Source organism: Hymenobacter artigasi (assembly GCF_012275535.1).
Lineage (GTDB): Bacteria > Bacteroidota > Bacteroidia > Cytophagales > Hymenobacteraceae > Hymenobacter > Hymenobacter artigasi.
The window spans coordinates 1-20,939 of the sequence record NZ_JAAVTK010000018.1; the positions used below are offsets into that span (position 1 = coordinate 1).

Annotated in this window: 15 protein-coding genes; 13 read left to right on the forward strand and 2 right to left on the reverse strand. The window is 62.3% G+C overall.

Features of this window, described 5'->3' with window-relative positions; genetic code table 11:
• Positions 1–153 precede the first annotated feature (153 nt).
• Positions 154–702, reverse strand: a complete 549-nt coding sequence (locus HBN54_RS20340; RefSeq protein ID WP_168675073.1) for a GNAT family N-acetyltransferase — start codon at positions 700–702, stop codon at positions 154–156.
• Between the two features lie 131 nt (positions 703–833).
• Between HBN54_RS20340 and HBN54_RS20345 the strand changes: the two genes are divergently transcribed.
• From HBN54_RS20345 to HBN54_RS20365, 5 genes are all read left to right on the forward strand, one after another.
• Complete coding sequence (locus HBN54_RS20345; RefSeq protein ID WP_168675074.1) at positions 834–1,547, forward strand: SDR family oxidoreductase; 714 nt, start codon at positions 834–836, stop codon at positions 1,545–1,547.
• Between the two features lie 306 nt (positions 1,548–1,853).
• Complete coding sequence (locus tag HBN54_RS20350) at positions 1,854–5,048, forward strand: SusC/RagA family TonB-linked outer membrane protein (RefSeq protein WP_168675075.1); 3,195 nt, start codon at positions 1,854–1,856, stop codon at positions 5,046–5,048.
• A gap of 12 nt (positions 5,049–5,060) precedes the next feature.
• Positions 5,061–6,569 (forward strand): RagB/SusD family nutrient uptake outer membrane protein, encoded by a 1,509-nt coding sequence (locus HBN54_RS20355; RefSeq protein WP_168675076.1) that lies wholly within the window; start codon positions 5,061–5,063, stop codon positions 6,567–6,569.
• 280 nt (positions 6,570–6,849) lie between these two features.
• Complete coding sequence (locus HBN54_RS20360) at positions 6,850–8,826, forward strand: DUF4394 domain-containing protein (RefSeq protein ID WP_168675077.1); 1,977 nt, start codon at positions 6,850–6,852, stop codon at positions 8,824–8,826.
• Positions 8,827–9,053: 227 nt separating this feature from the next.
• Positions 9,054–12,608 carry a M36 family metallopeptidase gene (locus HBN54_RS20365; protein ID WP_168675078.1) on the forward strand — a complete coding sequence of 1,185 codons (3,555 nt, stop codon included), beginning with the start codon at positions 9,054–9,056 and terminating at the stop codon, positions 12,606–12,608.
• A 194-nt stretch (positions 12,609–12,802) separates the two neighbouring features.
• On the opposite strand, the gene HBN54_RS20370 is transcribed toward HBN54_RS20365, so the two are convergent.
• Positions 12,803–13,522: an RDD family protein gene (locus HBN54_RS20370; RefSeq protein ID WP_168675079.1), complete on the reverse strand. Its 720-nt coding sequence runs from the start codon at positions 13,520–13,522 to the stop codon at positions 12,803–12,805.
• 177 nt (positions 13,523–13,699) lie between these two features.
• Between HBN54_RS20370 and HBN54_RS20375 the strand changes: the two genes are divergently transcribed.
• From HBN54_RS20375 to HBN54_RS20410, 8 genes are all read left to right on the forward strand, one after another.
• Entirely contained in the window at positions 13,700–14,665 is a 966-nt protein-coding gene (locus HBN54_RS20375; protein ID WP_168675080.1) for a stage II sporulation protein M, read from the forward strand.
• Positions 14,666–14,690: 25 nt separating this feature from the next.
• Positions 14,691–15,656 (forward strand): hypothetical protein, encoded by a 966-nt coding sequence (locus tag HBN54_RS20380; protein WP_168675081.1) that lies wholly within the window; start codon positions 14,691–14,693, stop codon positions 15,654–15,656.
• A 73-nt stretch (positions 15,657–15,729) separates the two neighbouring features.
• A complete protein-coding gene (locus tag HBN54_RS24065) occupies positions 15,730–16,509 on the forward strand; it encodes a DUF4129 domain-containing protein (RefSeq protein ID WP_168675082.1) in 780 nt (259 codons plus the stop codon).
• Positions 16,510–16,526: 17 nt separating this feature from the next.
• Complete coding sequence (locus HBN54_RS20390) at positions 16,527–18,065, forward strand: DUF4350 domain-containing protein (protein ID WP_168675083.1); 1,539 nt, start codon at positions 16,527–16,529, stop codon at positions 18,063–18,065.
• A gap of 12 nt (positions 18,066–18,077) precedes the next feature.
• The gene (locus tag HBN54_RS20395) at positions 18,078–18,341 is read left to right on the forward strand and encodes a hypothetical protein (RefSeq protein WP_168675084.1); all 264 of its coding nucleotides are present in this window, start codon (positions 18,078–18,080) and stop codon (positions 18,339–18,341) included.
• Complete coding sequence (locus tag HBN54_RS20400; RefSeq protein ID WP_168675085.1) at positions 18,342–19,391, forward strand: AAA family ATPase; 1,050 nt, start codon at positions 18,342–18,344, stop codon at positions 19,389–19,391.
• 96 nt (positions 19,392–19,487) lie between these two features.
• Positions 19,488–20,039 (forward strand): NADAR family protein, encoded by a 552-nt coding sequence (locus HBN54_RS20405; protein WP_168675086.1) that lies wholly within the window; start codon positions 19,488–19,490, stop codon positions 20,037–20,039.
• 78 nt (positions 20,040–20,117) lie between these two features.
• A complete protein-coding gene (locus HBN54_RS20410; RefSeq protein WP_168675087.1) occupies positions 20,118–20,909 on the forward strand; it encodes an SDR family NAD(P)-dependent oxidoreductase in 792 nt (263 codons plus the stop codon).
• The last annotated feature ends 30 nt before the right edge of the window (positions 20,910–20,939 follow it).

Here is a 20,939-nt window from a genome sequence, read left to right on the forward strand (position 1 = left end):
CTGCACGCGCGGGTCCGTTAAATGGGCAAAGGAAGCGAAAGGGTCCATTCCCGAAACTAGCCTACGACCAGCTTACTTTTGGTGCGGAAGCCCTAAAAACCGCCCTTTTTTCCAGAAGTGTCCGACAAGGAATCTTATGTTGAGCTATTCAGACTATCTGCTTACCCCGCCTGTAGCAACCAACAACTTATAATAAACCGCCGTGGCGTGCGGCTGCCCGTCGAAGTTGATGAAATACGCCGGAATAGAGCCTACAAAAACATAGCCCAGGCTTTGATACAGCTGCTCGGCAATGTCGCCCTGGCGGGTATCGAGCACCAGCGTAGTGCGGCCCAGTGCGCGGGCGTGGCCTTCCAGCGCAAGGAGCAACTGCCGGGCCAGGCCCTGGCGGCGCGCCTGCCGGTGCACCAGCAGCTTCGATACTTCGGCGCGGAGCAGGGAGTTGGGACGGGTGGCCAGGTCAAGCTGCACGGTGGCCAGTAGCGCACCGGTGCCGGGCTGGCGGGCGATGAGAAGCAGGCGATGGCCGGCCTCCATGGCGCCGAATACGCTGTGCCAGTAGTCCTGAGCTTCGGCAGTGGCTAGGGGAGGCAGGAAACCGACGGCCGCACCGGAGTCGACGGCATCGTGCAGCAGCGCATGGAGCTGGGGCAGCAGCGCCCGGGCTTCGGCGGCGCTGAGGGAAGTGATGAGAGGAGTCATACGGGGCGCAAGAAAACCATCCGGCTGCTAATTGGCTTGCACAAACGGCTTGCCCGCGCGGCGAGCCGGGCTTTTGTTTGTAAACTTCGGCCCCGATACTTCCCGTTATTTTTTCATCACACCAAACACGTATGCGCGCTTTCATCACCGGAGCCAACCGGGGCCTGGGCCTCGAACTTACCCGCCAGTACCTGGAGCGCGGCGACCACGTATTCGCTGCCAGCCGGCAGCCCACCCAGGCCGCCGAGCTGCAAGCCCTGAGGCAGCAATACGCCGACCGCCTCGTGCTGCTGTCCCTCGACGTGACCGACGCGGCCTCCATCGCGGCGGCCGTGCAAGGCGTGCAGGCCGCCACCGATGGCCTCGATGTGCTCATCAACAATGCCGGCGTATACCCGCACGCGGGCTCCGGCGATGCGCACCAGCGCCTGGGCCAGCTCACCCACGACGATGCCATTGAAACAATGCAGGTGAATGCCATTGGGCCGCTGCTAGTGTCGCAGGCGCTGCTGCCGCTGCTGCGCGCCGGCCACAAAGGCCGCATTCTCAGCATCTCCTCGGGCCAGGGCTCGCTGACGTGGAAGGCCACCGGCGACCCCTACCACTACAGCGCCAGCAAGGCCGCGCTTAATATGTACATGCGCAGCCTGGCGGCCGAAATCGGCAACATGGGCCTGATTTCGGTGCTGGTAGACCCGGGCTGGATGCGGACCGAAATGGGTGGCGAGCACGCCATTCAGGAGCCGGCCGATTCGGCCCGGGGCATTATCCGCCTGGCCGAGCAGCTGCACGTGGAGGAAAACGGCAGCTTCGTGACCTGGCAGGGCCAGCCTGTACCGTGGTAGCAGCCGGGCGAAAGCCACAAGGCACCAATAAAAAGGACCCGTTCCGTTGAAAAATCAACGGAACGGGTCCTTTTTATTTTCCGGGCAGAGCAGTTGGCTGATTGCCTGGGCATCAGCATATATCAATAGTATATATAAAGCACTTACAAAATATTTTGAATGGTAATTCCTCTAAATCATCTGCCTGTTTATTGGCCTGAAACAGGCAATTTTTATTTTCATTTGGCCACCAGCGTGCATTAATCAACAATTCGCAATTATATTCGGCAATTCACTTGCTCAACTTTTCACCAATCAATCACTCACATGAGAAAACGCTTACTCTTATTCCTGTTCATGGTTCTGGGCTTCGCGGCGCACGACCTCAGGGCCCAGGACCGAACCATTACCGGCACGGTAGCGGGCGCGGATGGGGCTTCCATCCCGGGCGTAACGGTGCTCGTGAAAGGCACCAAAATCGGTACCTCTACCGATGCGGACGGCAAATTTTCCCTGGCAGCCCCCGCCACGGCTAGCACCATGGTGTTTTCCTATGTGGGCTATGCCACGCATGAGGTAGCCATCGGCAGCAAAACGTCCTTTAACATCGCCTTGGCAACCGACACCAAGAGCCTCGAAGAGGTGGTGGTGGTGGGCTACGGCACCCAGAGCCGGCGCGACCTGACGGGCAACGTGGCCTCCATCAGCGGCAAGGAGATTGCCACGTCGCCGGTGCAGAGCTTCGACCAGGCCTTGCAGGGCCGTGCTTCGGGCGTGAACATCACTACCCCCAACGGGGTGCTGAACAACCCGCCCGTCATTCGTATCCGGGGCACGAACTCCATTAACCTGAGCTCGGCTCCGCTGGTGGTGATTGACGGTATTCCGGCCTACAGCGGCAACACGTCGGCCGTGGGCAGCGTGCCCAACAACCCGCTCAGCAACCTGAACCCGGCCGACATCGAAAGCATGGAAGTGCTGAAGGATGCCTCGTCTACGGCCATCTACGGCTCGCGGGCCGCCGGTGGGGTTATTCTGGTAACGACCAAGAAAGGCAAAAAAGGCCAGAGCCATCTCACCTACGATACCTGGGTGGGCTGGTCAAAACCGGTGCGCCTGTACGACGTGCTCAACGCCCCCGACTACATCAGCATCAAGAATGAGGCCGTGCGCAACCTGAATGCCAACCGCGCGTCGGTGGGCGGCACGCCCAACAACGTGGAAGGCTTTAAAGCCACCGATGCCAATGGCAACACGGCCGATACCCGCTGGTATGATTACATCTACCGCACGGGCTTCTCGCAGTCGCACAACCTGAACTTTTCGGGCGGCACCGACAAAACCACCTTCTACTCGTCGTTGGGTTACACCAACCAGAAGGGCATGCTGGAGCGCAACGAATTCCAGCGCATTTCGGCTCGTGTGAACGTTGACCACAAGCTTTTTAGCCAGGTCACGGTAGGCATGCGCGTGGCTTACTCGAACACCCACAACGCTTCGCCCAACTCGGGCTCGGTGGCCGACGGGGCCTTTGGCACGGGCGGGCTGGGCCGGCTGCCGCTGGTGCTGCCGCCCAACGTTTCACCCTATAACCCCGACGGCACCTTCAACGTGAGCGGAGCCGGCCTGGGCCCGGGGCCCAACACCAACCCCAGCTCGACGACCGGCGCGCCCCTGCTGCCGGGCTACTACAACCCGCTGGTGGATTTGGCTTACAACTACTTCAACTCCGACGGCAACGAAATTCAGGGCAGCGTGTATGCCAACCTGGAGGTAGCCAAGGGCCTGAACCTGCGCACCACCTACGGCCTGAACCGCATTTCTTTCGAAGACAAGTCGTTTTACACGGCCCTGGCCGGCGATGGCCAGTCGACGGGCGGCTCGGCCAGCAACTACTACCGCACCAACAACCGCTGGAACTGGCAGAACACGCTGCAATACGACCACACTTTTGGCGAGAAGCACAACCTGTCGCTGCTGGTGGGCAACGAGCAGCAGGCCACCGACATCCAGCGCTGGGGCGCCACCCGCACCTCGGTAGCCGACCCGTACTTCACCACCTTCCAGGGCAACTTCACCAACATTGCCGAATCGGGCCGCTTCCAGGGCGTCAACTACCTGGTGTCGTTCTTCGGCCGCCTCAACTACAGCTTCAACCGCAAGTACCTGGCCACGCTGAACGTGCGCCGCGACGGCTACTCGGCCTTCGCCAAGAAATTCGGCAACTTCTACGGGGCCTCGCTCGGCTACGTGGTATCGGAGGAAGACTTCTGGAAAAACTCCTCGTTCTCGCAGACCTTTTCGTTCCTGAAGTTTACGGGCAGCTACGGCAGCGTGGGCAACAACCAGGGCATCGGCGATTTCGTGACGCAGCAAACCTACGGCTCGGGCCTGTACGCCTCGAACGCAACGCTGTTTTTCGGCAACGCCGGCAACCCGAACCTGACCTGGGAAACCAGCAAGAAAACGGACCTGGGCGTGTCGTTCGGCTTTTTGCAGGACCGCCTGACGGGCGATTTCTCCTACTACCGCAACCTGGTGGACGGCCTGATTCTGGACGTGCCCCAGGCACCTTCCAAAGGCATTCCGAACAGCGCGGGCCAGGGCAACCTGGGCAACTCCTACCTGCTGAACGTGGGCTCGATGGAGAACACGGGCGTTGAGCTCAACCTGCGCTACAACGTGCTGCAGGGTGGCAAATTCACCTGGTCCGTTAACGGCAACCTGACTACGCTCAAAAACCGCGTGCAGGCCCTGGCCTTTGAAGGCCAGCGCATTGGCACGGCCACCTCGAACCTCGAAACCGCGAACTACACCAAAGTAGGCCAGTCGGTGGGCGAAATCCTGGCCGTGCCTTCGCTGGGCGTGAACCCGGCCAACGGCCGCCGCATGCTGCAAAAGGCCGACGGCACCGTGGTGCAGTACGAGCACCTGGGCACGGGCTGGACCACCCTCGACGGCAAGCCCGCCACGGCCCCCAGCCAGCTGGTGGATGGCATCTATTACGGCCCCGTGCTGCCGACCTGGTATGGCGGCCTCGACAACACGTTCCGCTACCGCTTCCTCGATTTGGGCGTATTTGTGCAGTTTTCGGGCGGCAACTACATCTACAACGGCACCAAGGCCGGCCTGCACGACCAGCGCTTCTGGAACAACCAGACCGACATCAAAAACCACTGGACCACGGAGAACACCAACGCCGAGTGGCCGCGCGTGGTCTACGGCGACAACGTGTCGAACGGCTCGGCGCTGGTGATGTCGTCGAACGTGGAAAAAGGCGACTTTGCCCGCCTGCGGCAGGTATCGCTGGGCTATACCTTCACCCCCGAATTCCTTACCCGCATCAACGTGGCCAACGCCCGCCTTTATGTGCAGGTGCAGAATGCCTTCCTGCTCACCAAATACTCGGGCATCGACCCGGAAATCTCGACCAATGGTGGTAGCAACACCGGAGCTGGCGTCGACCGCAACTCCGTGGGGCAGGCCCGCACCTACACCGTGGGCTTCAACATTGGCTTTTAATTGATTCTTCTGATGAAACGATATTTGCATCATCCCCTCGCCCTGGCTGCCTGCGCGGCCCTGCTGGCCTTCGGTTCGGTTTCCTGCCAGGACCACCGCCTCAATCCCATTCCCGAAACAACGGTATCTGACCAGGCGGTATTCACCACTCCCTCGCGCATTACCGCGCAGGTCAACAACCTGTATAGCTACGTTAAAACCGGCGGTTTTCTCGGCGGCCGCTTTCAGATTTTCAGCGATATCCGGGCCAACGACTTCATCAACCGCACGTCCAACGGCGTTACGGGCGTGGGCGTGTGGAACCATACCCTCACGGAAGCTTCGCAGAACGACGTTATCAATACCTGGGGCTTTGGCTACGCGGCCATCAACCAAATCAACGTTTTTCTGGATGGCCTCGACGCCAATGCAGGGAGTTTGGTAGCTCCGGCTTTTCCGGCCAACTACATCACGACGGCCAATAACTACCGCGGCGAGGCCCGCCTGCTGCGCGCCCTGAGCTACTACTCGCTGCTCCAGTTCTACGCCCGCCCTTATGCCGATGGCAACGGCAGCAAGCCCGGCCTGCCCCTGCGGCTGAAAGGCGAAACCAACGACGCCAACAACAACCTGGCTCGCAGCACCGTGGCGCAGGTGTATGACCAGATTCTGCAGGACCTCACCTTTGCCGAGCAAAACCTGCCTCTGTCTTACACGGGCTCGACAGCGGCCACGCTGAACACGACGCGGGCCCAGCGCAACACCGCCATCGCCCTGAAAACCCGGGTGTACCTGAGCATGGGCCGTTACGCCGATGTGATTACGGAGGCCAATAAGCTGGTGCCCGCCGTGGCTCCGTTTGTGGCTTCTACCGGCGTGGCCAACGCGCTGAATCCGTCTATTGCCGCCGTATTTGCGCCCCCGCAGGAAACGGCCGAAACCATTCTGGCCTTTCCCTTCACCGCCCAGGATGCGCCCGGCACCCAAAACCAGCTGGCGTATTACTACCTGCCCGCCTCGCAGGGTGGCAACGGCGAATACAGCCTGAACTCCTCTGCCGGCGGTATCCTCACCGACCCCGGCTTTACGGCCACCGATGCCCGGCGCACGGCCCTGGTAACGACTTCGGGCACGGAGTCGTTTCTGAAAAAGTACCCTACCGGCACGCCCTACACCGACAAAGCGCCCGTTATCCGCTATGCCGAAGTGCTGCTGAACCTGGCCGAAGCCCGCGTGCGCACCACCAACACGGTTGACCCGCAAGCCCTGGCCCTGCTCAACGCCGTACGTGGCCGCTCGAACCCGACCGGCGTGTACACGGCGGCCAGCTTCGCCTCGGCCAGCGCGATGATTGATGCTTTGCTGCTGGAGCGGCGCATCGAGTTTCTGGGCGAAGGCCTGCGCAACTTCGACATCATGCGCCTGAATGCCACCATTCCGGGCAAAGGTTCGGTGCCGGCCATTCCCAATACCAGCTCCAACTACGTGTGGCCCATCCCTTCCACCGAATTGGCGGTGAACACGCTCATGACCCGCAACTAGCCATTATTCGCTAGGTTAGCCTACTGCGCAAAGCCGGACTTGTCCAGCCGTATGCGGTGTTTTTTCGCACCCCTTATTGTCCGCCTGGCGGGCCGTAAGGGGTGCTTTGGTTTTAGGGCGGCTACTGACCTGACCAACATGGCAGTAGCCACTTTTATGCCTCGCCGATTATTTGAATTAAAACCAGATTAAAGTAAATCTACTTTGGCGCGGCCCTCGTAGCTAAATACTCTTCACCATCTCTTCACATCACCATCACTTCACAAAATACCTTATTGTCATGCAACACCTTTCCACTTCGCTAAAGCTGGCCGCTGTAACGGCCGGACTGTTCCTACTGAATGCCGCGCCGGGCCACGCCCAAACGGTTTACGGCCTCCAAACTTCCGCCACGGCCACCAGCCTGGTCACGTTTCAGGCCACGGCTCCGGGCACGCTCACGGCCACGACGGCCATCACCGGCCTGGGGGCCGGCCAAACGCTGGTAGGGCTCGACAGCCGCCCCAACACCGGCCAACTGTTTGCCCTGGGCTACGTTGCGGCTACCACGCAGGTGCAGCTCTACATTCTGAACGCCACTACTGGCGCGCTTACTACCGTAGGCACGGCCCTCACCCTGAACCTGGGCACCAACACGGCCCGCATCGGCTTCGATTTTAACCCGACCGTAGACCGCATCCGCCTCACGGGCAGCAACAACAGCAACTTCCGCCTCAACCCCAACAACGGTGCGCTGGCCGCCACCGACGGCAACCTGGCCTACGCCGCCACCGATGCCAATGCCGCCCAGACGGCTGGCGTAGGGGCCGTGGCCTACACCAACAGCTACATCGGCACCACGGCCACCACGCTCTACGACATCGACGAGGCCAATACCCGCCTCACCACCCAGAACCCGCCCAACAACGGCGTGCTGAACACGGTGGGTCCATTGGGCCTTGCGGCCTTCGGCAATTCCGACCTGGATATCTATTTCAACCCCACCACCGGCACCAACGTGGCCTACCTCACGGCCGTGCCCACGGTGTCGCCGGGTGCTACCAACAGCAACCTGTACACCCTCAACCTCACTACCGGCGCGCCTACGCTGGTGGGTGCCATTGGCGGCAGCCTCGCGGCCCCGGTGACGGATATTGCGGTGCAAATCACGCGCACGGTGCCGGCTAGCGTGACCGGTAACCTGGCTTATGCCCTGGCGGGCACCAACCTGCTGACGTTTGACACGGCCCTGCCGGGCACCATTCGCACCTCGCTGGGCGTGACGGGTATGGCCGCCACCCAAACCCTGGTGGGCCTGGACGTGCGGCCCTTCACCAACACGCTTTTCGCGCTGGGCTACGATGCGGCCCTGGCAGCCCCCGGCGCCAATGCTCAGGTTTACTCGGTGAGCGCCGTGACGGGTGTGGCTACGCCCATCGGCGCGGCTATTCGCCTGGAGCTGGGCACGGGCAAGGTTGGCTTCGACTTTAACCCCACGGTGGACCGCATTCGCGTCACGTCGTCGTCTAACCGCGCCAACTACCGCCTCAACCCCATCGATGGCACCATTGCCGCCACCGATGGCACCCTGGCCTACGCCACCACCGATGCCAACGCCGCCGCCACGCCCAATATTGGGGCTGTGGCCTATACCAACAGCGTGGCCGGCCCCCTCGCCACGACTACCGCTCTTTACAACTACGACCTGAGCCTGAACATCATCACCACCCAAAACCCGCCGAATGCCGGCACACTGAATACGGTGGGTGCTTCGGGCATCACGGCCAATGCTACAACCTCCAACCTGGATATGGATATCTACTCGTCGGTGGCCGGCACTAACACGGCTTACTTGGTAGCTAATCCCGGCACCACCACCAACACGAACTTCTACACCGTGAACCTGACCACGGGCGCGACCACGCTGGTAGGAGCCATCGGCAACGGCATCGCGGCCCGCGATATTGCCGTAGCCGGCCCGGCTGGCGTAGTGACGGCCGCGCGCGACCGCGCCGACCTGGCTGCCGGCGTGAGCCTGTACCCCAACCCCACCAGCGGCCGCACCACCCTGGCCTTCAGCCTCACCCGCGCCGCCCGCGTCGAGCTGAACGTGTTTGATGCTGTGGGTCGTCGCGTTGAAACCGTGACTTCGGCCGTGCTGCCCGCCGGGCCGCAGGAGCTGCGCTGGGAAGCCGGCACCGCCAAGCCCGGCTTGTACCTGGTGCGCCTCGTGGTAGATGGCCAGCCCACCGCCACCCGCCAGGTGGTAGTAGAATAGTTCTACTCAGCCGTTTAGCCACGCTAGCGGCTATGCAAAAGCAAGCCCCGTCGGACTCATCCGGCGGGGCTTTTTCTATATTGCAAACATTCGTATATTTCTCAATACCAACAATTTAATCAGTTCCCAGACAATGGTCTGCCTGCCGTTATCGGGCAACTCCGCTGAATGTTGTACTTTTAGTTTTCCTAGCTTCAAACCCTTTCATTACACCTCATTAACAGCCCGTGAGTAAACCTTTTACCTTTCAAAAGCTGAGCCTGGCCTTGCTCGGCCTGCTGCCGCTGTCTGCGCTGCACGCGCAGTCCATCCCCTCCCAGCAGGCTATGGAAAAAGTGCTGGCTGTGCGCAGCCAGTGGGCCGGCCCCGGCTTCGCGCCCGCCGACTTGCGCCTGAGCAGCGCCTACGCCGATGCCAACGGCCTGGAGCACATGTATGTGCAGCAGCTTTACCAGGGCATTCCGGTATTTAACAAAGTGCAGTCGCTGGCCTTTATGGGCGGGCGGCTGGCCTCGCACACCGGGGCGTTTGTGCCGGCCAAGCAGCTGGCCGCCGTGCCCGCCACGCCGGCCATTACGGCCGCTGTGGCCGTGAGCCGCGCCCTGCAGCACCTAGACCAGCCCTTTGCCGCTACCCCGATGCGCCTCACGGAAGCGAATGGGCCTGAAGCCCGCCAGACTTTTGCCGCCAGCGGCGTGGCCCGGCACGACATTGTGGCCAGCCTGACCTGGGCGTTTGATGAGGCCGGCAAGCCCCACCTGACCTGGAACGTGAACATCGACCTGCTGGGCTCGCCCGATTGGTGGAACGTGCGGATTGATGCCGCCACGGGTGCCTTCGTGAGCCAGGACAACTGGACGGTGAGCGAAGCCGCTGCCCAGCGCGCCCAGCCAGCCGCCACGACTGCCAAAGGCACGATGAGTGCCGCCGCGCAGTTTTTGCCCCCGCCCCCGCCGCCCACTACTACCTCGTCATCGTACCTGGTGGTGCCCTTCCCCCGGGAGCGGCCTGCAGCTACGGGTCTTCAGACCGAAACTGACCCATGGCTGAAGGCCGGCGCCACCAACAACGCCACCACCCACGGCTGGAACTTCGACGGCACCACCAATTATGCCTTCACGCGGGGCAACAACGTGGCGGCTTACGACGATGCAGCCAACGTGAACGCGCCCGGCAACTACGCCAACTCGCAAACGGCTGCCCCGAGCCTCAGCTTCAACTACACGCCCGATTTCACCACCGCACCCGGCGGTGTTACCAACCGCAACGCGGCCGTGGTGAACCTGTTCTACTGGAACAACATCATTCACGACATCACCTACCAGTACGGCTTCACGGAGGCCGCCGGCAACTTCCAAGCCGATAACCTGGGCCGGGGCGGTACCGGCAACGACTACGTGAAGGCCGAAGCCCAGGACGGCGCCGGCACCAACAACGCCAACTTCAGCACGCCGGCCGATGGCAGCAGCGGCCGCATGCAGATGTACCTCTGGACCGCCCCGGCGCAGGCTTACGCCCTGACCGTGACGGCCCCCAGCACCGTGGCCGGCAGCTACATGGCCGTGGAAGGCGGCTTCAGCACCGCCAACAGCCTGGCCACGCTGGGCCCCATCGCGGGGCAGCTGGCACTGTATGGCGACGCGGGCAACCTGGGCTGCGTGGCCGCTACCGGTACCGCGCTCACCGGCAAAATCGCGCTGATTTACCGGGGTACCTGCAGCTTTGCGCCCAAGGTGAAAAACGCCCAGCTGGCCGGTGCCATTGCCGCTATTGTGGTGAACAACGTGGCCGGCGCCCCTACGGTAATGGGCGGCACCGACAATACCGTTACCATTCCGTCGGTGATGATTTCGCAGGCCGACGGCGCAGTCCTGGACGCCCAGATTGCCAACAACGTGCAGGTGACCCTGCCCCGCGCAACGCCCCCCGGCCCGATGCTGGACGGCGACCTCGACAACGGCATTGTGGTGCACGAGTACGGCCACGGCGTATCGACCCGCCTCACGGGCGGCCCTACCAACAGCAGCTGCCTCAACAACGCCGAGCAAGGCGGCGAAGGCTGGAGCGACTACCTGGCCCTGATGATGACCACCGACTGGGCCACTGCTGCCCTCGCCGACGGCCCCAACGCCCGCCCCGTGGGCACCTACGCCAGCGGCCAGGCCGCTACGGCCAGGGGCATCCGCCGCTACCCCTACTCCACCAGCCTCACGGTGAACCCACTGACCTACGCCAACGTGGCCACCAACCCCGAGGTGCACGCCATTGGCGAAATCTGGTGCGCGGTGCTGTGGGACATGACCTGGAACGTGATTCAGCAGCGCGGCCGCATCGAGCCCAACCTGTATAACGGCGCTGCCAACGGCGGCAACAACGTTGCCATGCAGCTCGTAATGCAAGGCCTGAAGCTGCAGCCCTGCCAGCCCGGCTTCCTCGATTCGCGCGACGCTATTCTGGCCGCCGACTCCCTGCTCTACCAGGGCCAGTACCACTGCACCATCTGGAACGCCTTTGCGCGCCGGGGCATGGGCTACAGTGCCGTGCAGGGCTCTTCGGGCAGTGCCACCGACCAAACGGCGGCTTTCGACATGCCGCCGCCCGTCACGCTGCAGAAGGTAACGCCGCTGGTTTCCGGCAACACGTTCAGCAACGAGTATAAGCTGACCTGCAACTGCAGCCTGCCCACCGCCCCCTACACCCTCACCACCGAGCTGCCCACGGGCATGCAGTTTGTGAGCAGCACCACCGGCGGCACGCTGGTAGGCAATAAGGTGACGTTCAGCAACCTCAACTTCACGGCACTGGGCCAGACGCGCACGCTGCGCTTCCAGAGCCAGGCCACGACGGCCGGGGCCTGCGCGCCGGTTACGCCCGTGAACGACAACCGCGAGGCCAACACGGCAGGCGGCTTTGCGGCTACGCCCATCACCGGCACGGCTACCTGGGCCACCAGCACGGCCTACGCCAATAGCGGCACCACCTCGTGGTGGGCCACGGCCCCGGCCACGCCCACCGATTTCGTGCTGACGTCGGCCCCGTTCACACCCACGGGCCTGTCGGTGCTCTCCATCTATCACTACTTCGACTTTGAGGGCAGCTACGATGGCGGCACCGTGGAAATTTCCACCAACAACGGCACCACCTGGCAGAACCCGGCCACCCTCTGGCTGCAGAATGGCTACAACAGCACTTTCGACGCCAGCACCACCGCCCCCGGCCAGAAATGCTTCTCGGGCCGGAGCGTAACGGGCACCGCCGGCTTCATCCGCTCGGCGCTCGACCTGCGCTCCTTCGCCGGCATGCCCATGCTCGTCCGTTTCCGCACCCGCACCGACGACGGCAGCCCCGGCACGTTTGAGGGCTGGTTTATCGATGACATCCAGGTTATCAATGGCTGCGGCGGCAACCAGATTGTGGAGCTGCGCAACGGTGCCAACACCCTGCAAAGCACGCAAACGGTAACCACCTACCTGCTGCCCGCCTCGGTAACGGCCCAGAAAGCCGGCTTGGCACAGGCCAGCGAGTTCACGGCCCAGCCCAACCCCTTCGGCTCGCAGGGCCTGCAGCTGCGCCTGAACCTGCCTTCGGCCCAGCCCCAAATGGAACTCACCCTCTACGACGTGGCCGGCCGCCAGCTGCTGCACCGCACCGTGGAGCGCGTAGCCGGTGGCACCAGCAACCTCACCTGGAACGAAGCCGCCAGCCTGCGCGCCGGCCTCTACCTGGTGCGCCTGCAGCTGCCCGATGGCAGCAGCACCATGCTGCGCGTAGAGCGGGAATAACCGCTGATTAACCAGTTACAGAAAAGGCCCGCTGAGTTTCAGCGGGCCTTTTTCGTGGAAAGTAAATCACCTGCCGGTCTGACCGCTCTAGGCGGTCTGACCGGTTGAAGTACCTTCGATTTCGTTTGCACTTCAACCGGTCAGACCGGCAGGCAAGATTTGCATACGATTGATTTTGACGGTCCGCTCAGCCCTTAGCCGTGCACGGCCAGGTGCGCGTGGTCGCGCAGAATGGTTTTTAGAAATGGGGCATCCTGCAAGGTGGTCTGGATGCCGGTAATGGACTTCACCTTGTTGGCCACCTCATTCAGCAGCAAATAGTTTTCCTGCTTGCTGCCGTGGTGAAGCAGCTTGCGAATGAGCGCCACATCATGGTCGGACAGGGCGGCGGCCTGGGCAAATACCGGCTGGTAGCCCGCAATGGCCGTTACCTCGGCCGCCAACGGCGTGGCGTAGCCGGACCGCTTTTTGAGGCTGATGACGGTGGTACCGGCCGCGAGGTCGCCCAGGCGCTGGCCCCGGCCGTTGAGCAGGATGGCGACCAGAGCCACCACGCCCGACGTGGCCACGATTTCGATGGGCCGCAGCAGCCAGCGCAGCAGGTAGTCGCCGAGGCCGGCCCGCGTGCCATCCATCCGCACCACGCGCAGGCTGAGGGCTTTTTTGCCCAGCGTCTGGCCATTGAGAAATACCTCGCAGGCCAGCATGTAGAAGGTGGTGGGCAGCAAGGGAATTACCTGGCCGGCCCTCCCACCGGGGCTCAGGTGGTACTGGCCGTTGAGCACGCTCCAGGCAATGAACCACACGAAATACAGGCCGTAGTCGATAATTGACGCCACAATGCGGTCGCCAACGCTGGCAATCTCATATTCGAGGGAAACGTTTTGAGTGGTCTGAATGCGGATGGTGCTCATGAGCGGGCCGGCGGCAGCGGCGGGGTAATGTGGTGGCCAAGATTCGGCCGCGAAAAGTACGGCAGCGCCGGGTATATAACCCACCGGGCGGCGCGGTGTTGGCGCGCGTCGCAGACGCGCGCCAACTTGTGCTGCTATCACCGCTTGTGCTACCTTTAAGGTCCTATCCCACGCCCCATGCGCGAAGCCCTTTTTCTGCGGCAAAACCAGGCCCGGTGGCAGCAATACGAAACCCAGCCCGCCGTCAATCCCGACGAGCTGGCCGCCCGCTTCGTAGCCCTGACCGATGACCTGGCCTACGCCCAAACCTTCTACCCGGAATCGCCCACCACGGCCTACCTCAACGGCCTCACCGGCAAGCTGCACCAGGCCATTTACAAGAATAAAGCCGAGGCCCGGGGCCGTTTCGGGCACTTCTGGGTGCGCGAGCTGCCGCTTGTGGTGAGCCGCCACCAGGCTGTGCTGGCCTGGACGCTGCTGTTTTTTGTGCTGTGCACGGCCCTGGGAGCCCTTTCGGCGGCGTATGACGATACCTTCGTGCGCAGCATTCTCGGCGATGGCTACGTGAACCAGACGCTGGAAAACATCCAAAAGGGCGACCCGATGGCCATTTACAAGAGCGACGAGGAAACGTCGATGTTCCTCTTCATCACCTTCAACAACATCAAGGTGGCGCTCACGGCCTTTGCCATGGGCATCACGGCGGGGCTGGGCACGGGCGCGGCGCTGTTCTACAACGGCCTTATGCTGGGCTCGTTCCAGTATTTTTTCTACAAGCAGCATGTATTGGCCGCCTCGGTGCTCACCATCTGGATTCACGGCACGCTGGAGATTTCGGCCATTGTGCTGGCCGGCGGCGCGGGGTTTGTGATGGCGAAAGGCATCCTGTTTCCGGGCACCCACGGCCGGGCCGAGTCGTTCCGGCACGCAGCCCGCGAGGGCGGCAAGCTGGCGCTTGGGCTGGTGCCCATTTTCATCCTGGCCGGCTTTCTGGAGAGCTTCGTAACGCGCCACACCGAGATGCCGGTGGCGGCCAGCGTGGCCATCATCGGCGGCTCGGCAGCGTTCATTGTGTGGTACTTCGGGTGGTATCCGTGGCGGCTGCGGCGGCAGGGCGCGGCGCTGGCCGCACCCAAATCCTGATTTTTTTGCCTTCCTTTTTTCGGTTATGATTCCACGTACTACCACGCGCTTCACCCAAGAGTCGGATTTTCGCCAGCTGCGGGATTTCGGCCAGAAGTTTTCGGCCACCTTCGAATTTATCGGCGCGCATTGGCGGGGGCTGGGCCAGGTCATGCTCTACCTGGTGCTGCCAACGGCCATCTTGCAGGGCATATTGACGGCCCTGCTCCAAAACCAGGTATTAACCCAGGCCCTGCACGTAGCGGGCACCGGCGTGAGCAAGCTGCAACAGATGACGATGCTCAACGGCATGTACCAATCGCCCATTTACTGGGTAAACGTGGCCATCAGCGGCATTTTCATTATGTTCCTAGTGCTCACCGTGTACGGCTACGTGCGCTGCTGCCTGCGGCCCGTGCCCTCGCCCTCGCCCATCGGTGTGGGAGAAGTGTGGGAGGTGGTGAAACGCGAATTTATCGGCTCCTACCTTTCGTATTTCGGCTTGCTGATAGTGATAGTTATTGGCTTTTTTCTACTTGGTTTCCCCGGCATCTACCTTTCGGTGGCCTTCAGCTTGTTTTATATTACGAAAGTGGTGGAGGGCACGGGCTTTATGGGCACTTGCCAGCGCTGCCTGCAGCTGGTGCGGGGCAAATGGTGGTCCACGTTCGGGCTGATAATGGTGATGTCATTTGCGCTGGGCATTGTGATAGCCGTGGTAGGCGGCGTAGTGGGCGGCGTGTCGTATTTCGCGGCCAAGCAGGTTGGCTTTCTTCAGACCACTGACCCCAGCAGCTCATTGGGTTTGTTCACCGTTATCACGTCGGCTCTTACCGGCCTGATAAACCTGCTCATCTACCCGCCCCTACTGCTGGCCCTTGCCTTCCAATATTTTAACCTGGTAGAGCGCCGCGATGGGGTGGGCCTGCGCAATATGGTGAACCAACTGGGCCAGGCCCCGGCCGCCGTGCACAACGCCGACTACCGCCCCGACGACGAAGGCGAATACTAGCATTACTTTCGGCAGTGGCCGTACCGGCTAACTTGCTGAAAACCGACCTTTTTTCCTTCCCCCCGCTTTATTCGTGTCTGCTTTCTCATCCTGGTTTCGGGCCTTGCTGTTGGTGTTGGTGCTGGCTGCGCCGGCCCGGGCCGCCCTGCCCGATGCTCCGGAACGGCCCGCTGCCGCCCAGCTCCTGCCGCCCGATACCGGCCCGGCCCCGCGCCTGCGCCGCCCCGATGCCGCCCGCCTGCAGGAGCTGCGCGGGCAGCGCGAGTTTCAGTACCTTGAGCCCGCCACCCGCGCCGAGCAAAGCGCCTGGAGCCTGTTTTGGGCGCGGGTGTGGCAGACGATTATCGAGTGGCTGAACAGCCGCAGCTACGGCCACTTCTGGCGCTGGGTGTTTTATGCGCTGTTTTTGGGAGCGGGCGTGTTTGTGGTGCTCAAACTTTTGCAAATCGACTTCACGGCCATGTTGGGCCGCTCGCCCCGCCGCGTGCCGCTGGCCTATGACACCGCCGCCGAAAACATTCACGAAGTGGACTTTACCACCCGGCTGGCCGAGGCCGAAGCGGCCGGCAACTGGCGGCTGGCCGTGCGCCTGGGCTACCTGCAGCTGCTGAAAAGCCTGTCGGACCGTGGCCTCATCAACTGGCAGCCCGACAAAACCAACCACGCCTACCTAGCCGAATTGCCGCCCACGGGCACAATCAGGGCCGATTTCCGGGAGATAACCCGGCAATTTGAGTTTGTGTGGTACGGCGAGCTGGCCCTGTCGGCACCCCTATACGAGCGGGTGCGGGCCGGGCACCGCGCTTTTCAAACGCTGGTGGCCGGCGGCAGTACCGCCCGGCGCGCCGCCTGAGTTAATTTTCCTGTCTCATGACCTCGAATTTCCGCTGGTATCTGCTGGGTTTGCTGGCCCTGTTTGGTGCCTACGTGGCGCTGGAATACTACCGCCCCAAGCCGGTGGACTGGCGCCCCACGCTCGTCAACAAGGATAAAATTCCCTACGGCACCTACGTGCTATACGACCAGCTGCCGCGCCTGCTCGGCACTGATTCCGTGCAGACCACGCGCCTGCCTATCTACAATCAACTCACCGGCGTGGCCCTGGAAGTGACCGATGCGCTGGCCGAAGCACAGTCGCGCACCATCACCACCGAAGCCCGCCCGGAGCCCACGGCAGACGCAACCACAACTACTGAATCCGATTCAACCACTTCCGAATCAGATTCTTCTACATCAGATTCAACTTCTGAAACTGATTCCGGCGCTACGGCAACGGCCTCGACCAACACGCCGGCTACTTCGGAGGAAGGCGCGGATGCTGACGAAACCACAACGCCGGACAGCACCGCCCAAACCGAGAACTCAGCCGATGAGGAGGAGGAGGATATACCGCAACACGATTTGGTAGCCAGCCACCTGCGCCACGTCCGCGCCAACTACCTGTTTGTGAACACTGAATTCGCGGCGGACAAGGCCGACGCGCACGCCCTGCTGCGCTTCATCGCCAACGGCAACGACTTGTTCATCGTGGCCGAGAACTTTGGCGATTCCACCAGCGCGCTGCTCGATACGCTGGGCATCCGCACGCGGGTGGTGAAGCTGCCCACCCACGCCGGCCCGCATGGCCTGCCCGTGCCCGACTCGGTGACGGTGCGCTTTACCAACCCTGCCCTGGCCGGGCCGCGCTACCGCCTGCCGGGCGGCGATGCCAACGTGCGCTTCGTGGTGGATTCGGGCCGCGTGGGCCGCGCTCTGGCCACCGATGCACAGGGCCGCCCCGTGTTCGTGCGCCTCGACTACGGCCGGGGCCATGTGTACCTGTGCACGGTGCCCATTGCCTTCACCAACCAGTTTGTGCTGCGGCCGGCCACCAGCCAGTTCGCGGCCACGGCCCTCTCCTACCTGCCCGCCCGCCCCACGTGGTGGGATGAATACCAGAAGCAGGGCCGCCTGGGTAACCAGTCGCTGCTGCGCCTCGTGAGCAGCCACGAAGCGCTGAATACGGCCTGGTACCTGCTCATTATTGGCGGGCTATTGTTTGTGCTGGTGGAGGCGCGGCGGCGGCAGCGCATTATTCCCACCATCAAGCCTTTGCCCAATACCACTTTGCTGTTTACGCGCACGGTGGCCAGCCTCTACCGCCAGGGCAGCAGCCACGCGCTGATTGCGGAAAAGAAAGTGGGGCTGTTTATGGATTACCTCCGCACCCGCTTCCAGGAACCGAGCCCGGATTTTGGCGATGAGGATTTTCGGGAGCGGCTCAGCCAGAAATCGGGCCTCACCCGGCCCCGCGTCGATGAGTTGCTGCGGCTGGTGAACTTCGCCCGCACCGCCCCGCAGATGAACGACCAGCAGCTGCTACAATTGAGCCGGGCACTGACTGACTTTAAGCGCGAAGCCCGCCGCTAACCCCTGTTCGCCATGCTCACCGTCGCCAAGCTCGCCGTCCTCATCAAATACCGCTGGGATTATCGCCGGTTCAACAAGAACGGCCTGCCCGAAGAGAAAGCACTGCTGGCTGACCTCGACCTGCACGCCCTGGCCGAGCTTCTGCAGGACCTCACGCTTTATCACAAAAAACTCGTTTCCGACGAGTACGCCGTTAAAATTCACGCCACCCTGCGCACCTTGTGCGCCGATGACGAAACCGCTCAGACCTTACTTGGCTACGCCAGCACTTTGTAGATGGAACCCGAAAACCTCGACCTGACGCCCCTGTTGCCCGCCCCGGCACCCTTCGAACTGACTCCGGCTCCCGAGCCGGAAAACGCCTTTGCCCCGCGCACCGACTTCGCCCGCCTCACGGCCCAGACGGTCGCCATTCGGGATGAAATCGGCAAAATAATCGTCGGCCAGACCGACTTGCTGGAACTGCTGCTCACCGCCGTGCTGGCCGATGGCCACGTCTTGCTCGAAGGCGTGCCCGGCGTGGCCAAAACCCTCATGGCCAAGCTGCTGGCCCGCACGCTGGCCGTGCCGTTCAGCCGCATCCAGTTCACCCCCGATTTGATGCCTTCCGACGTGCTCGGCACCTCGGTTTTCCGGCAGAACAAGGCTGATTTCGAGTTTCGGCCCGGCCCTATTTTCGCCAGCGTGGTGCTGATTGACGAAATCAACCGCGCGCCGGCCAAGACGCAATCTGCGCTGTTTGAGGTGATGGAGGAGCGCACCGTGACCCAGGACGGCACCACCTACGCCATGCAGGAGCCCTTCCTGGTGCTGGCCACCCAAAACCCCATTGAGCAGGAAGGCACTTACCGCCTGCCCGAAGCCCAGCTCGACCGCTTCCTGTTTAAGCTGCACGTGGGCTACCCCACCCTGGCCGAAGAAGTGCAGATTCTGACCGGCCACCACGGCGGCCAGGGCAGCACCAACCTGGAGGCCGTGCAGCCCATCCTCTCGGCCGCCGACCTGGCCCAGCTGCGCCAGCAAGTGCGCCAGCAGCGCGTAGAGGCCAATATTCTAGAGTACATCGCCAAGCTGGTGGGCCAGACGCGGGCGCATAAGTCCTTGTACCTCGGAGCCTCGCCCCGTGCCTCACTGGCCCTGCTCAACGGCGCGAAAGCCTTAGCCGCCCTGCGCGGCCGCGACTTTGTGACGCCCGAAGACGTGCAGTTTCTGGCCCCCAGCGTGCTGCGCCACCGCATCATGCTCACGCCCGAGCGCGAGATGGAAGGCGGTACGCCCGATGAGGTGGTGAAGCAGATTATCCAGAGCGTGGAAGTGCCCCGATAGGTGCATCTGTCATTGCGGGGCCGCAGGCCGTGGCAATCCTTGCTCTTGATGCGACCAACCCTGAGATGTGACCAAACGCTTAAAATATCCTTTGCGATGACTTATTCCACCGAGTGGCTGCTCACCCAGTTGGCGCAGGATGCACGCGTCAAGTACCTGTTCTTCTGGGGCGACCAGCCTAGCAGGGATGGTGCCATCACCAAATCCTGCCTGAGCCAGTGGTGGCTGGCCGATTTTGTAGTGGCCGGCATCACTTATCGCTCAACCGAGCATTGGATGATGGCCGAAAAAGCGCGGCTGTTTAATGATGACAACATACTGGCCGAAATTCTGGCCGCCAAAAGTCCGGCCGAAGCCAAAAAGCTGGGCCGCGAAATTCAGGGTTTCGAGCCCGAAATCTGGGAAGCGCGCAAGGTTGAAATCGTGCTGGCCGGCAACCTGCACAAGTTTGGGCAGCATCCGAATCTGGCAAAATTCTTACTCTCCACGAACGACCGGGTACTGGTCGAAGCCAGTCCGGTGGATACCATCTGGGGCATTGGGCTGGCTGCTGATGCCCCGGATGCCGCCAATCCTAGTCGCTGGCTGGGGCCAAATCTGCTGGGCTTTGCGCTAATGGCAGTGCGCGACGCCTTGCGGAAACCATAACCGGGAGCCGCCGTGGCGGGTTACCCATTATTCAGCCTGCGTTTCGGCCGGCTGCTTTCATCCTCAATCCCCCGCATCATGGACGTTCAACTCACCGATAAGACCGTGCTCATTACCGCCTCAACCGGCGGCATTGGCTTGGAAATGGCCCGCGCCTTTGCCCGCGAAGGCGCTAAAGTCATCATCAACGGCCGCTCCGAAGCTAGTGTGACGCAGGCCATTGCCGAGCTGCAACAGGAGTTTCCAAAGGCCCAGCTGCTGCCCCTGGCCGCCGACAACGGCACGGCGGAAGGCACCGCACACACCATTGCGCACTACCCTGAGGTAGACGTGCTCATCAATAACCTGGGCATTTATGAAGTCTCCGATTTCTTCGACACCACCGATGAGGCCTGGCAGCGGCTGTTCGAGGTGAACATGATGAGCGGCGTGCGCCTGAGCCGTCACTACCTGCGCGGCATGCTGGCCCGCAACACCGGCCGCATCCTGTTCATCAGCAGCGAATCGGCGCTGAACCCGGCCCCCGAAATGGCCCACTACAGTGCTACCAAGCTCATGCAGCTCTCCATTTCGCGCAGCCTGGCCGAACTCACCAAAGGCACGGCCGTGACGGTGAACACCCTGATGCCCGGCTCGACGCACACGCCCGGCGTGGAAGAATTCATCCGCCAGGTATTCCCCGACGAAGCTGATTATGCCGCCGCCGAGCGCCGCTTCATGGCCGAGAACCGGCCCACTTCGCTCATCGGCCGCCTCATTCAGCCCAAGGAAATTGCTGATTTTGCTGTGTTTGTGGCCAGCCCGCTGGCCGGGGCCATCAACGGCGCGGCCCTGCGCGTGGATGGCGGCATTGTGCGCAACGCGGTGTAGCGTGCGGAATTTGTAGTTCGCGTTCCTGCA